This window comes from Paenibacillus sp. IHB B 3415 (genome assembly GCF_000802655.2).
In the GTDB taxonomy this organism is placed as follows: Bacteria; Bacillota; Bacilli; order Paenibacillales; family Paenibacillaceae; genus Paenibacillus_AQ; species Paenibacillus_AQ phytohabitans.
In genome coordinates, this window is record NZ_JUEI01000094.1 from 1 (window position 1) to 19342 (window position 19342).

Annotated in this window: 16 protein-coding genes; 14 read left to right on the forward strand and 2 right to left on the reverse strand. The window is 50.0% G+C overall.

Translation table 11 applies throughout. The annotated features are described in order from the left end of the window. The first annotated feature begins 424 nt into the window (after positions 1–424). The 14 genes from QW71_RS30655 to QW71_RS30715 all read left to right on the forward strand — a co-directional run bounded on the left by QW71_RS30655 (position 425) and on the right by QW71_RS30715 (position 17383). Positions 425–2413 (forward strand): Na+/H+ antiporter, encoded by a 1989-nt coding sequence (locus QW71_RS30655; protein ID WP_039308523.1) that lies wholly within the window; start codon positions 425–427, stop codon positions 2411–2413. Positions 2414–2469: 56 nt separating this feature from the next. Then, complete coding sequence (locus QW71_RS30660) at positions 2470–3042, forward strand: CueP family metal-binding protein (protein WP_039308525.1); 573 nt, start codon at positions 2470–2472, stop codon at positions 3040–3042. Positions 3043–3704: 662 nt separating this feature from the next. Further along, positions 3705–5507 (forward strand): sensor histidine kinase, encoded by a 1803-nt coding sequence (locus QW71_RS30665; protein WP_039308528.1) that lies wholly within the window; start codon positions 3705–3707, stop codon positions 5505–5507. Then, positions 5500–7143, forward strand: a complete 1644-nt coding sequence (locus tag QW71_RS30670) for a response regulator (RefSeq protein WP_039308531.1) — start codon at positions 5500–5502, stop codon at positions 7141–7143. The genes QW71_RS30665 and QW71_RS30670 overlap by 8 nt, the downstream gene beginning before the upstream one ends. A 214-nt stretch (positions 7144–7357) precedes the next feature. Beyond that, positions 7358–8287 carry a sugar ABC transporter permease gene (locus QW71_RS30675; RefSeq protein WP_039308534.1) on the forward strand — a complete coding sequence of 310 codons (930 nt, stop codon included), beginning with the start codon at positions 7358–7360 and terminating at the stop codon, positions 8285–8287. A gap of 13 nt (positions 8288–8300) precedes the next feature. Beyond that, positions 8301–9179, forward strand: coding sequence for a carbohydrate ABC transporter permease (locus QW71_RS30680; RefSeq protein WP_039308538.1), 879 nt, complete (start codon positions 8301–8303; stop codon positions 9177–9179). A gap of 62 nt (positions 9180–9241) precedes the next feature. Beyond that, complete coding sequence (locus QW71_RS30685; protein ID WP_039308541.1) at positions 9242–10963, forward strand: extracellular solute-binding protein; 1722 nt, start codon at positions 9242–9244, stop codon at positions 10961–10963. A 183-nt stretch (positions 10964–11146) separates the two neighbouring features. Further along, positions 11147–11425: a hypothetical protein gene (locus tag QW71_RS30690; protein WP_039308543.1), complete on the forward strand. Its 279-nt coding sequence runs from the start codon at positions 11147–11149 to the stop codon at positions 11423–11425. A gap of 76 nt (positions 11426–11501) precedes the next feature. Next, positions 11502–11939, forward strand: coding sequence for a hypothetical protein (locus tag QW71_RS30695; protein ID WP_152679906.1), 438 nt, complete (start codon positions 11502–11504; stop codon positions 11937–11939). A 114-nt stretch (positions 11940–12053) separates the two neighbouring features. Beyond that, on the forward strand, positions 12054–12719 hold the full coding sequence (locus QW71_RS30700; protein ID WP_039308548.1) for a hypothetical protein: 666 nt from the start codon (positions 12054–12056) through the stop codon (positions 12717–12719). Positions 12720–13091: 372 nt separating this feature from the next. Continuing rightward, positions 13092–13265: a hypothetical protein gene (locus QW71_RS40690; RefSeq protein WP_160311855.1), complete on the forward strand. Its 174-nt coding sequence runs from the start codon at positions 13092–13094 to the stop codon at positions 13263–13265. Positions 13266–13363: 98 nt separating this feature from the next. Further along, on the forward strand, positions 13364–15328 hold the full coding sequence (locus tag QW71_RS30705) for a serine hydrolase (protein WP_235441602.1): 1965 nt from the start codon (positions 13364–13366) through the stop codon (positions 15326–15328). A 22-nt stretch (positions 15329–15350) separates the two neighbouring features. Next, positions 15351–16028, forward strand: coding sequence for a response regulator transcription factor (locus QW71_RS30710; RefSeq protein ID WP_039308561.1), 678 nt, complete (start codon positions 15351–15353; stop codon positions 16026–16028). Further along, the gene (locus QW71_RS30715) at positions 16025–17383 is read left to right on the forward strand and encodes a HAMP domain-containing sensor histidine kinase (protein WP_039308551.1); all 1359 of its coding nucleotides are present in this window, start codon (positions 16025–16027) and stop codon (positions 17381–17383) included. Before QW71_RS30710 ends, QW71_RS30715 begins: the two co-directional genes overlap by 4 nt. Here the strand turns inward: QW71_RS30715 and QW71_RS38380 are convergent. Both QW71_RS38380 and QW71_RS30725 read right to left on the reverse strand, forming a co-directional pair. Further along, positions 17358–17975, reverse strand: coding sequence for a TetR/AcrR family transcriptional regulator (locus QW71_RS38380; protein ID WP_052770463.1), 618 nt, complete (start codon positions 17973–17975; stop codon positions 17358–17360). The two genes, QW71_RS30715 and QW71_RS38380, sit on opposite strands and share 26 nt — an antisense overlap. 45 nt (positions 17976–18020) lie before the next feature. Beyond that, on the reverse strand, positions 18021–19211 hold the full coding sequence (locus QW71_RS30725; RefSeq protein ID WP_039308554.1) for a pectin acetylesterase-family hydrolase: 1191 nt from the start codon (positions 19209–19211) through the stop codon (positions 18021–18023). Between the last annotated feature and the right edge of the window lie 131 nt (positions 19212–19342).

Sequence of the window (19342 nt, forward strand, 5' to 3'; positions counted from 1 at the left end):
TTTTGGCCAAGTCTTGCTATTCAGCCAACTGAATTATGAAATTGACTCTAAAAAGCAGGATTTCCTCCTCCACCAAGCCGATATATGAAATAATCCTGTATTCATACAACAATCCTCCCGGGCACCCGGTTATCCAGGAGCAAAGCTGCATTACATACAACAATTTGTAGCTGCCCGCACACCGTGAGCTGAGCTTGGGAAGCCCGTTTTGCTGCCGGAGGGACTTCTGAGGAACAGCGTAATGCGTAATCACAACCCCAGACCGCCAAATTTACAACAATCCGGCTTGTGAACTGAGCTGCCTGACTTGCATGCCCGGATAGTGCGGGGCGGATATTTGCCCGAGGATCGTTTATACTGAGTTTACATACATATTCTATTTTAATAGCAGCGCTAGTGAGTGCAGACTTGGAGGTTTGATCGCTTGGAATTATTTGAATATATTTTGCTGATGCTGGCAGCGGTCTCGTTGTCCAATCTGGTGAACCGGTTTATCCCCTCGGTTTCCGTGCCCATCATTCAAATTGTGCTGGGGATGACTTTGACCTGGCTGCCTTTGCATTTTGAACTGACGTTGAATCCGGAGCTGTTTCTGCTGCTCTTCATTGCCCCCTTATTGTTTAATGACGGCAGGCTTGCGGATAAAGTGGCGTTATGGAAGCTGAAGAAGCCCATTTTGCTGCTTGCGCTGGGACTGGTCTTCCTGACGGTAGGTGTCCTGGGTTACTTCCTGCATTGGCTGCTGCCTATTCTACCGTTAGCTGCGGCGTTTGCTCTGGCGGCGGCACTTGCCCCTACGGATGCCATCGCTGTAGGCGCGTTGGAGCAGAAGGTCAAAATCCCGCATCAGACGATGCAGATTCTCGAAGGGGAGTCTTTGATCAACGATGCTTCGGGTCTGGTATCTTTTCAGTTTGCCGTGGCCGCTATGGTCACCGGGGCATTCTCCCTCAGAACAGCCAGCCTGAGCTTCATTACCATTTCACTCGGCGGTGTTGTGCTGGGGCTGCTGCTCACGCTGATTAAATACGGGATTGTCCGATGGCTGCGCAGACTCGGGATGGAGAACGTTACGTTACATATGCTGATTGAGATTCTGACCCCATTTGCGATTTTTATGGCGGCAGAGGAGCTGGGGGTTAATGGAATCCTGGCCGTTGTCAGCGCAGGTATTGCCCATTCCTTCGGATATAAGCAGATGAATCCCGAGGTGGCTAAGCTGAGCATCGTGTCCAAAAGCACCTGGTCCGTCATTATCTTCGTCTTGAACGGCCTGGTCTTCCTGTTGCTGGGTACACAGCTGCCGGAGATCATACAGACTGTCTGGAACAATCCGGATATCGGGAATTTCCAGGTAATCCTGTACACGTTATTGTTAACAGCGGCCGTTCTTGGCCTGCGCCTAATCTGGATGCTGATTATGGATATTCCCGAAGGGGAGGAGCTGCGGGGACACTGGAAGCTGGAGTTCAAGAAAGCCCTCATTCTCACGCTGTCAGGAGTCCGGGGAACGATCACACTCGCGAGTACGATGTCACTGCCGTTTTTCCTGGATGACGGTACCCGGTTTCCGGCCAGGGATCTGATTATTTTCCTTGCGGCGGGTGTGATTCTCTGGACCCTGCTGGCCTCCAACTATCTGCTGCCACTGCTGCTCGGCAAAGAAAATGAAGCAGAGCATAATGCCGAAGAGGTTGAGGCCAAAATCGAAATTCTGCGCAACGTAGTTTCCGGTCTAAACGATCAGGCTACGGATCATTCGAGAATGGCCCTGAGCCACTTAATCAGCACTTACACCTCAAGAATCCGCATGCTGAAGAAAAATGAAGCTGCAGAGGAAATGGAGCGGATGCTGGGTGTTACTTCGCTCAAGTGGCAAAGAGAGTACACCCTGACTGCGATGAAGCAGCGGGAGGTGAACCCGTACACGGCCTACCGTTATCTGAACCGGCTGAACAAGCAGCTATTCATGCACACCCGTGATCCGGAGTACAGGAATGACCTGGTTCCAATCAAAAGCTGGGAAGAGATTGTAGGGGTGATCCAGCAGGTGCGTCTAAGCGGACAGGAACGGCGTGAGGAATGGAACCGGCTGCAGTCCGCCAATTTTGCATATGTCTTGAAGAAGCTGAGAGAGCTGCAAAATAAGGGGGAGACCGAACCCGAAGCGGTCAGCGCCCTGATCATGCGCTATGAACGGGGGCAGATGAGATTGACCCGTACGGAGTCACTCTCCTCCACCAAACGGGAGTTTGAAGAGGCGCTGCAGGAGCTGTCCAGAGCAGGGATTCAGCTGGAGCGTGACAACATTCAGCTGATGTTCGAGAGCGGACGGATTTCCAGAGCTAGCATGAAGGAAATGAAACGTGATATCCTGTTTATGGAACATGAATTGAGGGAAGAAATGGGCTAATAAATCCCACTTAATATTGAAGGCTGAAATTCCACAAGGAGATGAACATATAGAGTATGCGAAAACAAATCGTGGCGGGTACATGTGCAGTTGTTGCGGCAATCGGAATCTTTATTTATGCCGGAAGCGGGGAACGAAATACGGCTGACGTCGAAGGGGGGCAGGGCAGCAGCCAGCCGGTTAGTCAGGCGGCCGCTCAGGACATTAAGCAGATGGTGTCTGATTACAGCTCGCGCGCTCTGACGTCCCAGTCCGCCTCCATCACCTCCACCCAGCTTATCGTGGACAGCGGCGGTCCAAACGAGGTCACCTATGCTTTGCCGGAGAACGAATTCTTCCTGTCGGTTGCCCCATATGTGCAGAAGACGCATCCGTGTGCAACACACAGCCTGACCGGCTGCCAGGGGGAAATGGCAGGTCAGGAATTCGACGTATACATTGAAGATGCCGAAGGCAAGGAAGTGATGAAGCAGACCTTGAAATCCCAGCCTAACGGCTTCATCGACCTATGGCTCCCGCGCGACCAGAAGCTTCAGATCACCGTCACGCATGACGGGAAACAAGCCAAGACCGAAGTATCCACCTTCGAGAGCGATGACACCTGTCTTACCACTATGCAGTTAAGTTAATCTATTTCTATTAGGGTTACGGTCTAAGCCGTCTTCCGGGTACCGCTATTCGTTGGCGGGGGAGGCGGCTGTTTGCTTTGATCATATACTTTTTTGACCATGCGAATCACTGGCCTCCGGCTTAGCAACACAACGCAGGACTTCTCCGGTTTGATCCAGAGGCACCTTTATAAAATGCTGCACAAATTACAACATTTTCCTCGTGAGATCGATCGAAATCGAAAATTGTTGTACTTTTTGCAGCATTTCCACGTCTCCCAGCCAATTAAAGAAACTATTCTTGTATTTCGTACAACAATCCGCCCAAACACGGGATAACTGGCAACCAGAGTTGTATTCCGTACAACAATTATGCCTAATCAGCCCGGCGGGCTTAAGAAACCGGCTTCACTGCGGCTACAACTCCCGGGGGAGTAACGAATAATCAGCTAAAGCTTATCCATACGTCTATCTTTCCCTCTCAATCCATCCATCCCTCTATCCCTCTATCTATCCCTATATCTATCTATCCACCCACCCACATCCCCCCCTACCTCTGCTCACGCCTCCCCCGCCCAGTCAACCGCCCTTCTCCTCTTTTGAATATAAAACCTAATTTACTATTCCAGAACCCGATGTTACGATGGGGTGGAGTTGAGGCAAATAGGGGGCTAACAGGTTTCATGAAGCGGATCACCCGGGTTTTTCACAATTGGAGTGTGACCTCGAAGTTTGTTGGGGTCTTTGTTCTGATTCTAACGGTCTCGTCCATCATCACAGGGGTCATCATTTATGTGCAGGCGTACAATTCAGCCATCTCCCAGGCGCGGAGCGTGATGGAGCAGAATCTGCTGCAGACCAAAACCACGATCGATGAAAAGGTGGACATGATCGAGAACATTTCGGAGATCATCGCCTTTGATTCCAGGATTCAGACGCTGCTGGACAGCGCTTTTATTAATGAGAGCTTTCAGCTTCAGGACTACCGTTACAACGTTGCCCCGATTGTAGACAACATTATGCGGCAGAATACGTACATCCACTCGATACATGTCTATATGAACAATCCGACGATCCCTGAGATCTTCGAGCTTTACGACGGCTTCTATAGTATGGACCGGATTCGCGGGGATGGGGAGTATGTACGCTTTATGAAGGATGTCCAGAACTCCACGGACTGGCGGGGACTGCATCTGGAGAATCTGCTGACAACGAGGCCTGATGTGAAAGCCAAAGCGGATGTTTTCTCGTATAACCGGAAGATTCTCTCCGGACGCAATAATGAGGTGAACGGTCTGGTCGAAATTGAGGTGACACAAAGCGTGCTGTTCCAGCCGCTGGAGGATGCCAAAACGGAGGTTGGAAGCGTTCTCGTCCTCGACAATAATCACAAGGTTGCCTCCAATAACAACACTCCGCTGTCCGATGCGATGATCAAAGAGCTCACCGGGGTAATGCCCGGGGATAACAGCAGGCTGAATATGCTGGCAACGGTAGGCGGGGTCAGGTCCATAGTGATCTCGGTCCCGCTTACAGGCCCGGATCTTCGCCTTGTGGGTGTTTTTCCGGTCAGCAACTTCGTGGATAAAGTGAACCAGTCGATCCGGACCAGCTTCATGGTGCTGATTGCCGCGCTCATTATACTGAGCCTGCTGGTGTATTATCTGACAGTGAAGCTGCTGTCCCGCATGAAGGTGCTGCTTAAGGCGATGAAGCAGGTGCGGGAAGGCTCCATTGACGTATCGGTGCCGGTTGTCTGGAATGACGAGTTCACCCAGATGGCACTGAGCTTCAACCATATGACTACCCGGATCCATGATCTGGTCGAAACCGTATACAAATCCGAGCTGCTGGAAAAAGATGCCGAACTCAAAGCGCTGGAGTCCCAGATCAATCCGCATTTTCTGTACAACACGCTTGCAACGATCTCCTGGGTGGCCCGCAAGGCCAAAGCGCCGGATATCGTGAAGCTGTCGGATTCCATGGCGAAGTTCTACCGGCTGGTACTGAACAAGGGGAATTCGGAGACATTGGTGGCGAATGAACTCGATATGGTGGGGGCTTATCTGGCGATTCAGAAGTTCAGGTTCGAAGACCGGTTTGACGCGGTTTTTGAAGTGGAGGAGCGGGTCAGGAACTGTTATACACTGAAGAATATTTTGCAGCCGCTGGTTGAGAATGCCCTGGTCCACGGGATTGAGCCTAAGCGTTCACATGGTACCATTATCATCAAAGCAGCACTCGAAGACGATCTGGTGGTCATCCGCATCATCGACGATGGGGTAGGCATGCCGCGGGATATGATCGAGGATGTAATTGCAGGCAAAGTGCTCAATACACGGGGCAGCGGGTTTGCCATTGCCAATATAACCAAACGTCTTCAGGCTTTTTATGGGGAATCCCAGCATATTGAACTTTACAGCAGACAGGGAATTGGAACGGTCATTACCTTGTCTTTTGCAGCCAGGGGGATGAACAATGTTTAAAATGCTTATTGTCGAAGATGAACGCTGGGAGAGAGAAGGGTTAATCGAGTTTCTGGACTGGGCGTCGATGGGCATCTCTGTGATCGAGACCGCTGCGGACGGCATCGAGGGATTGGACAAAGCGCTGGAGATCAGGCCGGATATCATCATCACAGATATACAAATGCCCGGCAGGAACGGAATCGAGATGGCCAAGCTCGTTCTGGAGCAGCTTCCCGGGGTGCGGATCGTTGTGCTGACCGGGTATGATGATTTCGAATTTGCCCGTGAAGCCTTGCGGTTCGGCGCGGTGGATTATGTGCTCAAGCCGGTGGGGGAAGAAGAAATGCTCAGCACGATGCTCAAGGTCGTCCAAGGCTGTGAGGATCAGCTGCTGAAGCGGAGTGAAGAGGAGCGCATGTGGCTGGAAAAAGATGCGGTGCATCACCTCTCGCTGCGCCAGCAGGTAATGGATTGGCTGCTGGGCCGGGGCGGTGCGGAGGCGCAGCAGCAGACGATTAGCGAACTCCGGGACCATGGCTATCTGGAAGCAGGCGCCTTCTCTGTGTGGCTGTGTTCCCGGCCGGGCCTGCCGCCGAAGCCCGATACAATGGAGATGGAGCGGACCGCCGGAACTGTACTCGGGCGGCAAGTGCTTGTGCATTCGTCTGGGGCGGGGGCAGGGCAGGGAGAACTTACGGCCTTCGTCCTGCTCATCGCCCTGCAGCAGGATGAGCTCAGCGGACAGGCACAGCTTGCAGAGAAGCTGCTGCAGGTGCTTAATCTGCAGCCAGAGAGCATAGAGGATACAGCCCGGGAACAGGTTGATCCAGCGGGGTGGATCATCGGCATAAGCTCACCGCGGGAGGAAATCGGACTCATCCGCGAATCCTTCCGGGAATCGCAAAGTGCATTTAACTTCGCGGTGTTTAATGGCTTGAGCGGAGTTGTTGCAGCAGACAGGGAACAGTTCGCCAGGAAACAATTCACTAAGGACTCTGAGGTGTTCACCCGGCAGTTCCGGGAGCTGGCCAAGCGCCTGAGGTATGATCTCGGGAGCGGGAGCTCAACCGGACCGGTCATGGACGAACTGTTCACCTTGCTTGCCGCTCATCCCGGGGCAGGAAGATCCTATATCGCTTCCTTGCTCGGCGGTGTGATCGAGAGCTGTTCCTCGCTTGCAATGCCCGCTGCCCAAGCTACCACAGCAGTTGCCGCCAATCATATGGAGGCGCTGCTGGCCAGCAGCCGTCTCCCGGACATGAGAGCTTATACAGCAGGCGTTATCGGTGAAATGTCGCAGCTGCTGGAAGAGAAGCGGAACCGTAAGGATGACTATCTGATTAACCGGGTCATCGTTCTGATTGAGGAGCAGTACGGGAACCAGGATCTGAGCCTGGCTTATTTAGCCGGCGAGGTATTCGTCTCCCCCAACCACCTGGGGATGATCTTCAAGAAGAAGACAGGCAAGACACCGAGTGAATATATCCAGGAGTACAGACTCGCATGTGCGGAGGAAATGCTGCGCACAACCAAGCAGCGCATAGCTGTAGTGGCCGAGCAGATCGGTATTCCGAATCCATCGTATTTCGGGCTGCTGTATAAGCAGGTCTATGGAATGACACCCGGAGAGTACAGGGAATTCGTACAGCGTTAAGGGTCAGATCCTTCCCGCATGATAATAAGTCAGCCTCAATCGCAGATGATGCGTTTGGGGCTCTTTTATTTAGATAGCGCTTACAAACATCGTGGGATTCTGATACCCGCGTTCATTTTTGATATATAACCCTGGCAGGCGGCATTTTATAATTAACCCATAGGAAGATGTGAGAAGTCGAACACAATCGAATGCAGAAGAAAGGATGTAGCTTATGAGCAGTTTGCCCGCCAAACGGAGCGTATCCAAGCGGTTCTGGCAGCAGCGGTATCTGATGTTGCTGACACTGCCTGCAGTACTATGGATGATCATTTTTAACTATATCCCGATGTATGGTGTAATCATTTCCTTCAAGGAATATACACCTTTTCAGGGGTTTCTCCACAGTCCCTGGACAGGGCTGGCGAATTTCCGGGAATTATTCAATGATCCGACGTTTACAGAATCACTGGTTAACACGTTCAAGATCAGTATTGCCAAGCTGGTATTTGGTTTCCCGGCACCGATCATCCTGTCGATCCTGCTGAATGAGGTAGTATTCAAAAGGTTCAAGCGGATTGTTCAATCACTGACGTATTTGCCGTATTTCGTATCCTGGGTGCTGGTAGTCGGCTTAATGTACACCCTGCTGGACCCGGAGACTGGTGTAATCAGCAAAATGCTGGTCAGTACCGGGATAATTGGAAGCGATACCATGATGATGGGCAGCCCGCATACGTTCCTGACCCTGGTTGTATTTACGGAGATCTGGAAGAATATCGGCTGGAACTCCATCATCTATCTGGCGGCCATTGCCGGAATTGATCCCCAGCTGTATGAAGCAGCCATTGTGGATGGTGCGGGCCGGTTTCGGCGGATCTGGCATATTACACTGCCTTCCCTGAAGCCGACGATCATTATCCTGCTGATTCTCTCGGTGGGCGGGCTCATTAACTCGAACTTTGATCAGATGTACCTGATGCAGAATTCGATGACCCAGGATGCAGCCAATGTGCTGTCAGTGTATTCGTACAAAACGGGCCTCGTTACAGGCAGATTCTCCTACGGGACTGCGATTGGCCTGTTCCAATCCATCGTTGCTTTTGTGCTGATGTACATTGCCAATTATTCTTCACGCAAAATCACTAAAGAGAGCTTGTTCTAGGAGGCGGGACATCATGTTAACGTATTCGAAAAGGTGGCCGGAACGAGCCTTTGACATCCTGAATGTGCTGGTGCTGCTGGCGCTCTGTATTATGACCCTGTATCCGTTCTATAATATCGTAATTACTTCTCTGAACGATCCGACGGATGCCGCCCGTGGAGGGATCGCCTTCTGGCCGCGCGTGTTCTCCATGGAGAATTACAAAGTCGTGTTTCAGGATGAACGTATGGGGCACGCCTTTTTCATCACCATCGCCCGGACTCTTGCCGGAACAGCAACTGCGGTATTGTTTACAGCAGCCTTTGCTTATGGCGTATCCAAGACCGAGCTGATGGGGCGTAGGATTTTCCTGATGATGGCTATTGTCACCATGTACTTCAGCGGCGGTATTATTCCTTATTACCTCGTTGTAGCCAAGTATCTGCATCTAAAAGGGAGCTTCCTGGTCTACATTATCCCGAATCTGTTCAATGTGTTTAATGCCATCATTATGCTGACCTTCTTCAGGGGATTGCCCAAGGAAATTGAGGAATCGGCCAAAATTGACGGTGCCAACGATCTGCGGATTTTCTGGCAGCTGGTCCTGCCGGTCTCCAAGCCCGTGCTGGCGACGATTGCGCTTTACAATGCGGTGTTCCACTGGAACGCCTGGTATGATGCCATGTTATTCGGTAATGATAACCTGCTGACACTGCAGCAGATTCTGATGCAGATCATCAGCTCGAACAGCAATGTCAGCCTGATGGCCAGCAATCTGGGGCTGGGTTCAGTCTCTGCGCAATCGCTTAAGCTGGCTACGATGGTCATTACCACACTGCCGATTGTCTTTACCTACCCGTTCGTACAGAAATATTTCGTGCAGGGCGTGATGATCGGCTCGGTCAAAGGTTAATAACGGCTTTAACGGCTCCGGCCGTTTAAGTATATAGATTTCATTTTATGGGAGGTCAATGTATGAGAAAGAAAGGCGCACAAGGAATGGCCGCTGCTTTACTCGCCGTCACTCTGCTGGCAGGCTGCAGTTCTAATAATACCGGCACTAATGCAAATGGAGCGGCTGAGGGCAATGCGCCAGCTACTCCGGCAGCGAATGCTTCGGCAGAACCTGCTAATGCAGGCACAGACACCGGAAGCACGGAATCCTGGAAGCAAGACACCTCACCTTTTAAATTCACCCAATATTTCTACGGGAACTGGGCATCTGCATATCTGTGGAAGGATCAGTATGCGATGAAGCTGGCTACAGAAAAAACAGGTGTGACGATAGACCGCAAGCTGGCAACAGGGAACGATGACGATTACCTGAACACCATGATTGCTTCCGGGGATCTGCCGGATACCATCATGCTGGACTGGAACAATCCTGCGGTAAGCAAGCTGATCAATAATGGCATGGTCTACTCCATGGATGAGCTGATGGACAAATATGCACCGGAGCTGAAGTCCATGCTCGACCCGGATATGGTGAAATATCATTCGGTCAACGGGAAGCTCTGGTACTTGCCGAACCTGTTTGAAACCGCTGACAGACTGACCAGCGGGGTGCCGATTACGCCGATTCGTCCATGGTTCTTCCGCGACGATATTTACAAGGCCATTGGCAGTCCGGAGCTAAAGACGACAGATGATCTGATGAACGCCCTCAAGCTGGCAAAGGAGAAATTCCCTGAGATCAGTCCGGTCGGTGTGGAGAACTTCGATGTGGCCAAAAACAGCTTCGGCGGCAGCTTGTCAATGAACTTCCTGATCAGCTCCTTCTCACCGAATCTGCTGGAGGAACGGATCAAGGATGATCAGCAGATCGTAGAATACCCGATGCGGAACAAAGGCTTCATCGATTCCTTCCGTTACATGAACCAGCTGTACCGCAACGGACTATTCGATTCACAGCTGCTGATTTATAAACAGGAGCAGTATGAAGAGAAGCTGTATGGGGCGCAATATGCCGCAGCTTCGCAGTACATGTCCAATATGTACACCCAATACAATCCGAAAATTGAAAGTACGCTGGGTGCCGATCATAAATACACCATTATCGGCGGACTTCAGGCGAATGGCCAAGACCCAAGATATGCCGCTTCCCGTCTGATGGGCTGGCAGGGCTTCTTCATCACCAAGAATGCAAAGAATCCGGAACGGATTATCCGCTTTGCTGAATATGCCTGGTCGGATGAAGGACAGCTTGATGCACGCTACGGTACTGAAGGCGAGACTTATGACATGGTTGACGGCCTGCCGAAATTCAAGCAGGAAATTATGGACTTGAAGCTTAAGGACAACAACGCTTATAACGCCCAGTACGGCTTCGATGATTCGACACTCCTGATGCGGGCAGGTAAACTTTGGGACGATGCGTCCGCCCGTGACTTCCAGGAGCAGCAGCCGGAGCAATTCGCCGGAGCGAAGCTGCTGGAGAAATACAACTTCGACAGCTACTCCCTGGGCATGGACAATCTGGAGCCGGACGGCTCTTCACCTGAAGGTGTGATCAACGGCAAAGTGAAGGATCTCTGGAACAAAACCATTCCGAAGCTGATCCTGTCCGAAACCGACGCTGATTTCGACAACGCCTACAACGATTTCATCAGCCAGATGGACAAAGTCGGTGCAGAGAAGGCCGAGAAAGTGATGTATCAGCGCCACCTGGAGGATATGCAGAAGAAGGGCGTTCAATAAAGGATAGTGGGTTAGAGGGTTTAGAGGGGGCCGTGTTTATCACGGTTCCTTTTTTGTCATTCTGTTGATCTACACAAATCATGGGGAGAATCCGATAACTTGGGGTAAAGGGAATATATTCAATAGATTCCTGATATTATATCTGGCTGATGAGGAACAGTGACCAAGTCAAAGGAGCGTAATATGATTATCAGTTTGATTTTCGTTGCTTTAAGCGGATTAATGGGAGTAGGGATGTACTTTCTAGTCATCGGCATAGTCTTTTCTGCTGGCGGAGGCGGTTTATTTTGGACAGCAACCGACTATAATCAACTGTCGTTTTATATTGTCCTCTTGGTAGTGTGCCTGGTAATCTGTTTTTTCTTTGCAAAACACTTGTTAGAGAAGAGACTGCATCTTTTGCTTCTGATCTGTTTTAGCTCAACAGTGCTCTTTTTCTTCCTTGCGCCTTGGCTTACATAACTAGAAATTTATCCGAAGAAGAACCGTTTGTCTCCCCGGTATAAGATGAGGAGGCTTATTGTGAGGTGATATGTATTTGAAGAATAAATTTATTACTGGAATAAGGGCACTTTCACAAGTGTTTTTTATCGCAATGGTGCATTTATTTGTTATTCATTTTATAAATATCAAAGCAGAGGCGTGGGACGAGGAAACGGTACGACAAGCAAAAATAATATATTCTGTTCTAATCATTATTCTGTATGTAACTTGCATGATGTCATTAGTAACAAGAAGAATTAGATATAACTTACTTTGGTTTTGTGCAAGTACTATTCCTAGTATTGGTTTTCTGTTTCTTCTTCATAAAGATAAAGCAAATGAGCCTGCTGAATATGGTTTTATAGATTTGAAATTTGATAGCGGGCTTTTTGAATTGGTCATGATTTTTCCTTTTTTCTATTTGGTAATACAAATAATTTTAGTTATAGCACTATGGGTGTTGAAATTCCCGAAAAAGTACGAAAAGATATGATTGCCGCACCTGTTGTGCCAGCGTATAATTAACTCAGACGAAGAACGTCCCAAGCTGCTCACCGGCAGAGGGGCGTTCTTTTTTTGCGTAAATAAGACAGGGAGGTAACTGATTATGGATTTTGAAAATGCACATCAGCTGCTAATGGACCAGCATTTATCGGTCAGAACAGGGGAGCGCAGAGGCCGGTTGGCACGGGGGCATCAATATGCCGAGAAGCTATTCCTGCAAAATGTCTGGTGGCCGCTGTTCGGCAATCTGGATCATCTGCAACCTGAATATGAGGTGTATGACTGGAACCGCAAGTCGCAATTTCTTGATTTTGCTTTTCTTCCGCCGTATGGGAAATTCGGCCTGGAATGCGATGGTTATCAGAGCCATGTGAAGGATATGGACCGGGAGAGGTTCAGCTATTCGCTAAACCGGGATACATTTTTGAATGGACTGGGCTGGAGGATTATCCATTTCTCCTTCGATGATGTGCAGAACCGCCCGGAGATCTGCCGCATGCTGCTGCAAATGGTCATCGCCCCTTCATTGATCCGGGTTCCGTCCGGGCAATCCCTCTCCCCGCAGGACAAGGAAATTGTTAAACTGGCTTGGAGCCTGGACAAGGGACTACGTCCCAAAGACGTGATGCTGCAATACAATCTGAACTTTCGGACGGCGCGTAAGCAGCTGCAGGAGCTGGTGCGTAAAGGGCTGCTCCGTCCGGTGATGCAGAATTCATACATTTGTTATTATAAGCCGGTGCAGGGAGTACCAGATATGTTCGTGTAGCTGTTTCTGTACGTGCGGATGTTAAGAGCTGATGTAAGAGCTGATGTAAGAGCTGATGAATTGTCCCGGAAAAGGGCTCTGAGTATTCAAGTTGGATTTGTAAGTTAGGCAGTCTGCTTGGAATGTACTGTTGTCTCAGAGCTCCGGCTTATACGAGTGAATGGGATTCTTAAGTTCGCGGCTGTATAGGATAAAATGTTGTATGAAATACAACTTGCTCCCCTGCATACCCGGCTGTTTTGGAGGATTGTTGTACGAAATACAACAATTATTCCAATAATCGGCTTGGAGGAGGAGAATTGCTGCATTTTATACAACAATTTTCAATTTTGACCCTTTTAAGGAGGAAAATGTTGTATTTAGTGCAGGATTTTGAGTAATAGTGACCTTACTTCGCTCCATTCGCACCATCCGCACCATGAGGGTGCACGCGGACCCAGGCAGGATTACTCTATAGACATTAAGAAGTTTATCGACCTGAAGAAGTTTATCGACCTGTTCGCCCACGGATTTGCGCAGATGAACCTGCTCATGGACAGCTTATAGTCTTGTTAACGTTCTATTCACAATACTCTGTTAGTCTCTATAAGTGTCAGGCGGATGATCATCCGGCCTACAATATATAAGATGATGCGGAGGATAATATGGTAATAACTATGAAAAAAAGGCTGGCCGCTGGTCTGACAATATTAGCTGTAATCGGGTTAAGCGTGAGCCTTATATTTCCCGGGAAACATGCCATGGCCGAGACGGCTCAAACCAAGCCGGCGGTACCTCAGACTGAAGCACCTGCCGCCTATCTGGAGGACATAGCTGGTCTAACTGCTTTCGTTGATGGAATCATGGAAGAGGATATGAACCGGCTGCAAATTCCGGGAGCGGTGATCTCCATCGTCAAGGACGGCAGGATCATTTTGGCCAAGGGTTACGGGAGTTCCAATCTGGAGCAAGCGGCTCCGGTTGACCCTGTAACCAGCATGTTCCGAATCGCTTCAACGACCAAGCTCTTCACCTGGACTGCCGTAATGCAGCTGGTTGAACAAGGTAAGATTGATCTGGATACCGATATTAACACTTACCTGAAATCCGTGAAGATTCCCTCCACTTATCCTGAACCCGTCACCATGCGTCATTTGATGACCCATACAGCAGGGTTTGAAGAGGGCGGAGTCGGTTATCAGATCGTCACTGATCCTGCCGGATTGCCCGGTTCCATCTCGGAGACACTCCATAAACATATGCTGGCCCGGATCAGACCGCCCGGTGAGATGAGTGCCTATTCTAACTATGGAGCCACGCTTGCAGGTATGATTGTGGAGGATGTCAGCGGCATTCCATACAATGAATATATTCAAAAGTATATTTTCGATCCGCTGGACATGAAACATTCGACGGTCGTGGAGCCATTGCCGGAGTCATTCATCCCTTACCAGGTGGTAGGGTATAATAGCGAGAACGGCAGCTTTATTCCAGGCACACCTACATTCGAAGGCGGATTTCGTCCTGCCGGCTCGGGCACCGTATCTGCAGTAGACATGGCACATTTCATGATCGCGCATCTGCAGAACGGGAAATATGGCGACAGGCAGATTCTGAAGCCTGAGACTGCTGCATTCATGCATTCAACAGCGTTCCAGCTCGATAAGCGCCTGCCGGGAGTAGCTCTCGGATTCGCAGAGAAGCGGGTGAACGGGGTAACATTAATCTCTCATGGCGGCTCCGATCCCATGTTTAATACGGAATTGTATCTCGCACCTGCCATGCAACTGGGGATTTTCTTATCCTACAATGGCGGTCAAGGCAGTGAATCGGCAGCAAATCTGGTCCAGGCCTTGTTCAACCGGTATTATCCCGCTCCCGGAGTGAAGCAGCCGGAGTTCTCGGCTTCTGCGGAATCCGTGCAGAAATATGCCGGCTCCTATCAATTTACACGCCGCAACATAAGTGATATTGACAAGTTCTTTAACTTTTTTGCCCAGCTGAATGTTACGATTGCGGATAATAAGCTATCCTTGGGAAGCGGCAGTGAACAACAGCTGTACAGAGCCATCGGTCCTAACCTGTTCCAGCTTGAAGGAGGGACCGATCAGATCGGCTTCCTTACGGATGAGTCCGGCAAAGTTACACATATGCTCCTGGACATGGCTCCGGAGATGCCGCTGGAGCGTACGCCCCTTTTGGATCAGAGTAAGTTTTGGCTTATCCTCCTTGGTATCTTAGGATTCATTTTCATCACGGCATTGCCCGGCCCCATCTTCTTCAGACGCAGGTTCAAGGCAATGACGCCCCCTGAAAAGCGGGCCATCCGATTATCTGCGGGAACTGCCGGCTGGGCGCTGCTGTCTTTTGCCGCTACATTTATAGTTATTATGTCCATGGACATTATGCAGAAGCTCAGCAGTATCAGTCCTTTGCTGTCTGTCAGCTTGGTTATGCCAATCATTATGGCGGGCTTGACCTTAGCAATGTTGGTCTCGGCTATATTGGTTTGGAAAAATAAGTATTGGACCGCCTTTAAGCGGGTGCATTACACGTTAGTGACGCTTTCGGCTGTCGTACTGATGATCTTCTTCTACTATTGGAATCTGCTCGGCTGGCAGTTTGGATAACGCTTAAGAGAGAAGGATGATCGTGGCTACTATACTTATCGCGGATGATGATGACAATATCCGGAAGCTGATGTCTCTATATCTGCGCAAAGAAGGGTTCCACCTCGAAGAAGCCGGGGACGGCACCAAGGCCTTGTCCATCATAGAGGACTCACAGATCGATCTTGTCATCTTGGATATTATGATGCCGGGACTGAACGGCTGGGAGCTGTGCAGGGAAATCAGGCGTTCGGATGCCAATCTCCCCCTCCTCATGGTGACGGCCAAAGCAGAATCCGCCCACAAAATCAAAGGCTTTCAGCTCGGAACGGATGATTACCTGACCAAGCCGTTTGATCCGGTGGAACTGGTGATGCGGGTAAAAGCGCTGCTCAAACGCTCACTGGTAGTTACTTCCCAGTCTGTGCAGCTCGGCCATGTGGTGCTTAACCGCCGGACCTTTCAGGTTACGCGTGGTGGAGCACCCGTCACGATGCCTCTGAAGGAATTTGATCTTCTGTTTCTGCTGGCCAGCCATCCCGGGCAGATCTTTACCAGAGAACAACTGATTCAGCAAATCTGGGGATTGAATTATGAAGGAGACGGCCGGACTGTAGATGTGCATATCAGCCGGCTGAGGGAGAAGTTCAGCGGCAATGGCGAGGGTTTTCAAATCGAAACCGCACGCGGCCTGGGATACCGGCTGATCCCTGAGCCATGATCAAGACACTGTATGTTCGGGTCATTCTCACGTTCCTCAGCATCATCATCTTCAGCCTGATCTGTTCCTTTTTCATTGGCTTGTATGTTTTTCAGCAGCAAATAAGCTATAAGGGGCAAAGCGAAATGCTCGCAGTGGGCCAGGAGATCATTCACCGCTATGATGACGCCAAGCCTAAAGATACCAATGAGTTCCTGAATAGTATGGTTAAGATATCGGCACATCCTATCCACCTGTACGATTCATCCGAAGAACATACTTTTTACGGGCTCATAGATAGTCCTGCTGTGACCATCCCCCCGGAAGCTGTCCAGCAAGTACTGCAGGGGAGGATCTACCGTTCCTCCACGGAAGATAAGGATACGTTCATCGGAATACCCTTCATGCTCAAGGGGGAGTGGCGTGCAATGTTCTTGCAGTACTCTGCCGAGAACGAGGCTATCGTCAACCGGATGGTACTCTTTGTGCTGCTGCTAGTGCTTGTGCTGGGAAGCGTATGTATCGTTGTTGCTGCCAGATATCTGGTGGAGCCGATCAAGGCTTTGACGAATGCAACCAAAAGACTGGCCAAAGGTGACTTTGAGGTGAATCTTAAAAGGAACCGTGTGGACGAAATCGGGGAGTTGACGCAAAGCTATGTGGAAATGGCCGGAGAATTGAAGCAGCTGGAGCAGATGAGGCAGGATTTCGTATCGAGTGTCTCGCATGAAATTCAGACACCGCTTACGTCTATTTCCGGCTTTGCCAAGGCGCTGCAGAACAATGATTTGATTGCAGAGGAGGAACGCAAGGACTATCTGGATATCATCATTGCGGAGAGTGGACGTCTGTCGAGGCTAAGTGATAATTTACTGAAGCTTGCTTCCCTGGATTCCGAGCATCATCCCTTCATAACAGGCTCCTTCCGGCTTGACGAGCAGATTAGAACCATCGTTGTAACCTGTGAGCCGCAATGGTCAGCCCGAAGCATCGTTATTGATCTGGAGCTGCCGGAAGCCGTCCATATTAAGGGGGATGAAGATCAGCTGAAGCAAGTATGGATGAATCTGCTCAGCAACAGTATTAAGTTCACACCTGAAGGCGGGAAGATCCGCATCTCTCTAGACAGCAGTGCAGCAGAAGTATCCGTCACCATCAGCGATAATGGCATCGGGATTTCCCCGGAAGAGTTGGGTGCCATCTTTCAAAGATTCTATAAAGCTGACAAGTCGCGCAGCGGAAATAACAACGGGAACGGTCTGGGGCTTGCGATTGTCAAAAAAATCGTCTCCCTGCATCAGGGGAGCATTGAGGTGGACGGAGCGCCTGGAGGGGGGACAACGATGATTGTCAGGTTGCCCGTACGCCAGACATGATGAAATCCTTAAATTGCCGGTCCGCTGCCCGGTCTTCCTCCGTAACCAAACCGCCCCGCTGATGAGTAAGAATCACGGCTTTTTGCAGGTACATGAAATACAGGTGGGTGGACTTCTGCAGAATGTCCAGCCACTTATTCTTTTCCTCCGGAGTCACAGATGCTGTGTCAAGGCGTATCAGCCGTGAATACCAGCCTTCCATGGCCTTCCTGAAATCAGGCAGCTCCGCAGGATTCTTGGAAAGGGTGCTGTAGTAGACTCCAAAAATGGCATCATAATAGATCAGTGACTCCTGATGATCTTTTAGCGCGAGGTATTTATCCAAAATCTTCTCCAGTGACTGTACAGGCTGTGCAAAATCAAAATCAAACAGCAGCTGTCCAAACATCTGCTCCAGGTTCAGGACATAGATTTGAGCGGCCAGTTCTTCCTTGTCCTTATAATGATGATACAAAGTGCGCCGGGAGACACCGGCTTTCTCCGCAATTTGAGCCATATCCGTGCGCTCAATACCTTGAGCACAGAACAAGCCCAGCGCTGTATCCTTAATAATCTCCCTCGTCAATTGCATCTGCTTTTCACGCAAATTCAATGATTTTCTCCCCTGTCTTATGCTAATATTCCGCTGCTTCCAGAATTATCTCTGCGCCGGCTCCGGCGTCGTGAGGAACTTGCTGCCCACTGAATAGGGGTTCCGATCGTTGACCGCATCACCCAGCCACTTCAGAAGCTTCACGCCATCCTGCTCAGCCTGATAGAAGTCCCCTCTCGTGGCAAAAGTGTGCGGGGTTGTCCCCTTCGCAGCCGTAAGCCCGTAGTCGGTCAGATAGTAATAATAATCAGGTACAGCGGCAGCCAAAGCAGCTACGGATTGCCGCATTTCCTGTGACCACTCCTTTAGAATACGCTGATCTCTTGGCCCCGTGTAATCGTTGATGTTGTTCTGAAAGTGGATCAGAATCTCGTCATATACCGAGTAGGATTGCAAGAGTACTGTACCTGCAGGCATTAAATGACCGTTCGCTTTAAAAGCGGCCCCGATGATATCTGCTTCGGGGGCATACCCGAAGTTCTTAATGAAGTCTGCGTGCCATTCGTGATTCATCACAGTAGGCCATTTGTCCGATTTCAGAAAAGAACTGTCCGAGTATTGGAAGATCTCCGAGTCTTTGTAGTGAGCCGCGATCTCAGGCGCCCAGAAGGCGGACCCGAACCCGCCAGCGCTTTCGCCAGCAATCAGCAGCTTATCGGGCTTAGCCACGTTGGCATAGATCCAATCGAGGCTGCTTTGCACATTATTTCTCCCGTTATAACGCATGGTGAAGGGGCTGCCGTCCTCTTTTTTATATTCTACTGTGCGGTTGCCGATATGGAAATCTCCGGTCGAATAGGGAAGATAGACCACATTCCAGCCATGAAAGGGGTTGGCCGGGTTATCCGTATCCATCATGCCTCCCAGCAAGGTCAGCATATAGAAAGGGATGTCCGGGAAATAGTTGCCTGTATCTCCACCTTTAATGAAGTTCATGAGCTTAATGGGGTGTGCGGCACTTTGCGCATCCCAACTGACCCCGCCCCCGGAGAAGAAGATGATCCAGTTATTCGTTTCACCTGTTTTATTCCAGATGAAATACTCTGATCCATCACTTGAAAGGGCATTCCCGCCCAGCTTGACTTTATTCCACTCGTAGGGCTTCACTTCCGTGATTACAGGGGTAGTGGTCACCGGTCTTTTGATTACCCAAGCGTTGACCGCCACAAAGGCAATCAAAATAAGGCTCAATAATCCAATACCTGTGAATATGATGATGTTCCTCATTTTTCTCATGTCATCGCCCCCTTACTCGGAGTATACGACAAGAATACTCATTGCACAAGGTGTATACCATTAATTTGGATATATTCTTATCTCAGCCAATTCAGGATTCTCTGTTTTAAATAACGCAAGAAGCCCCCCTC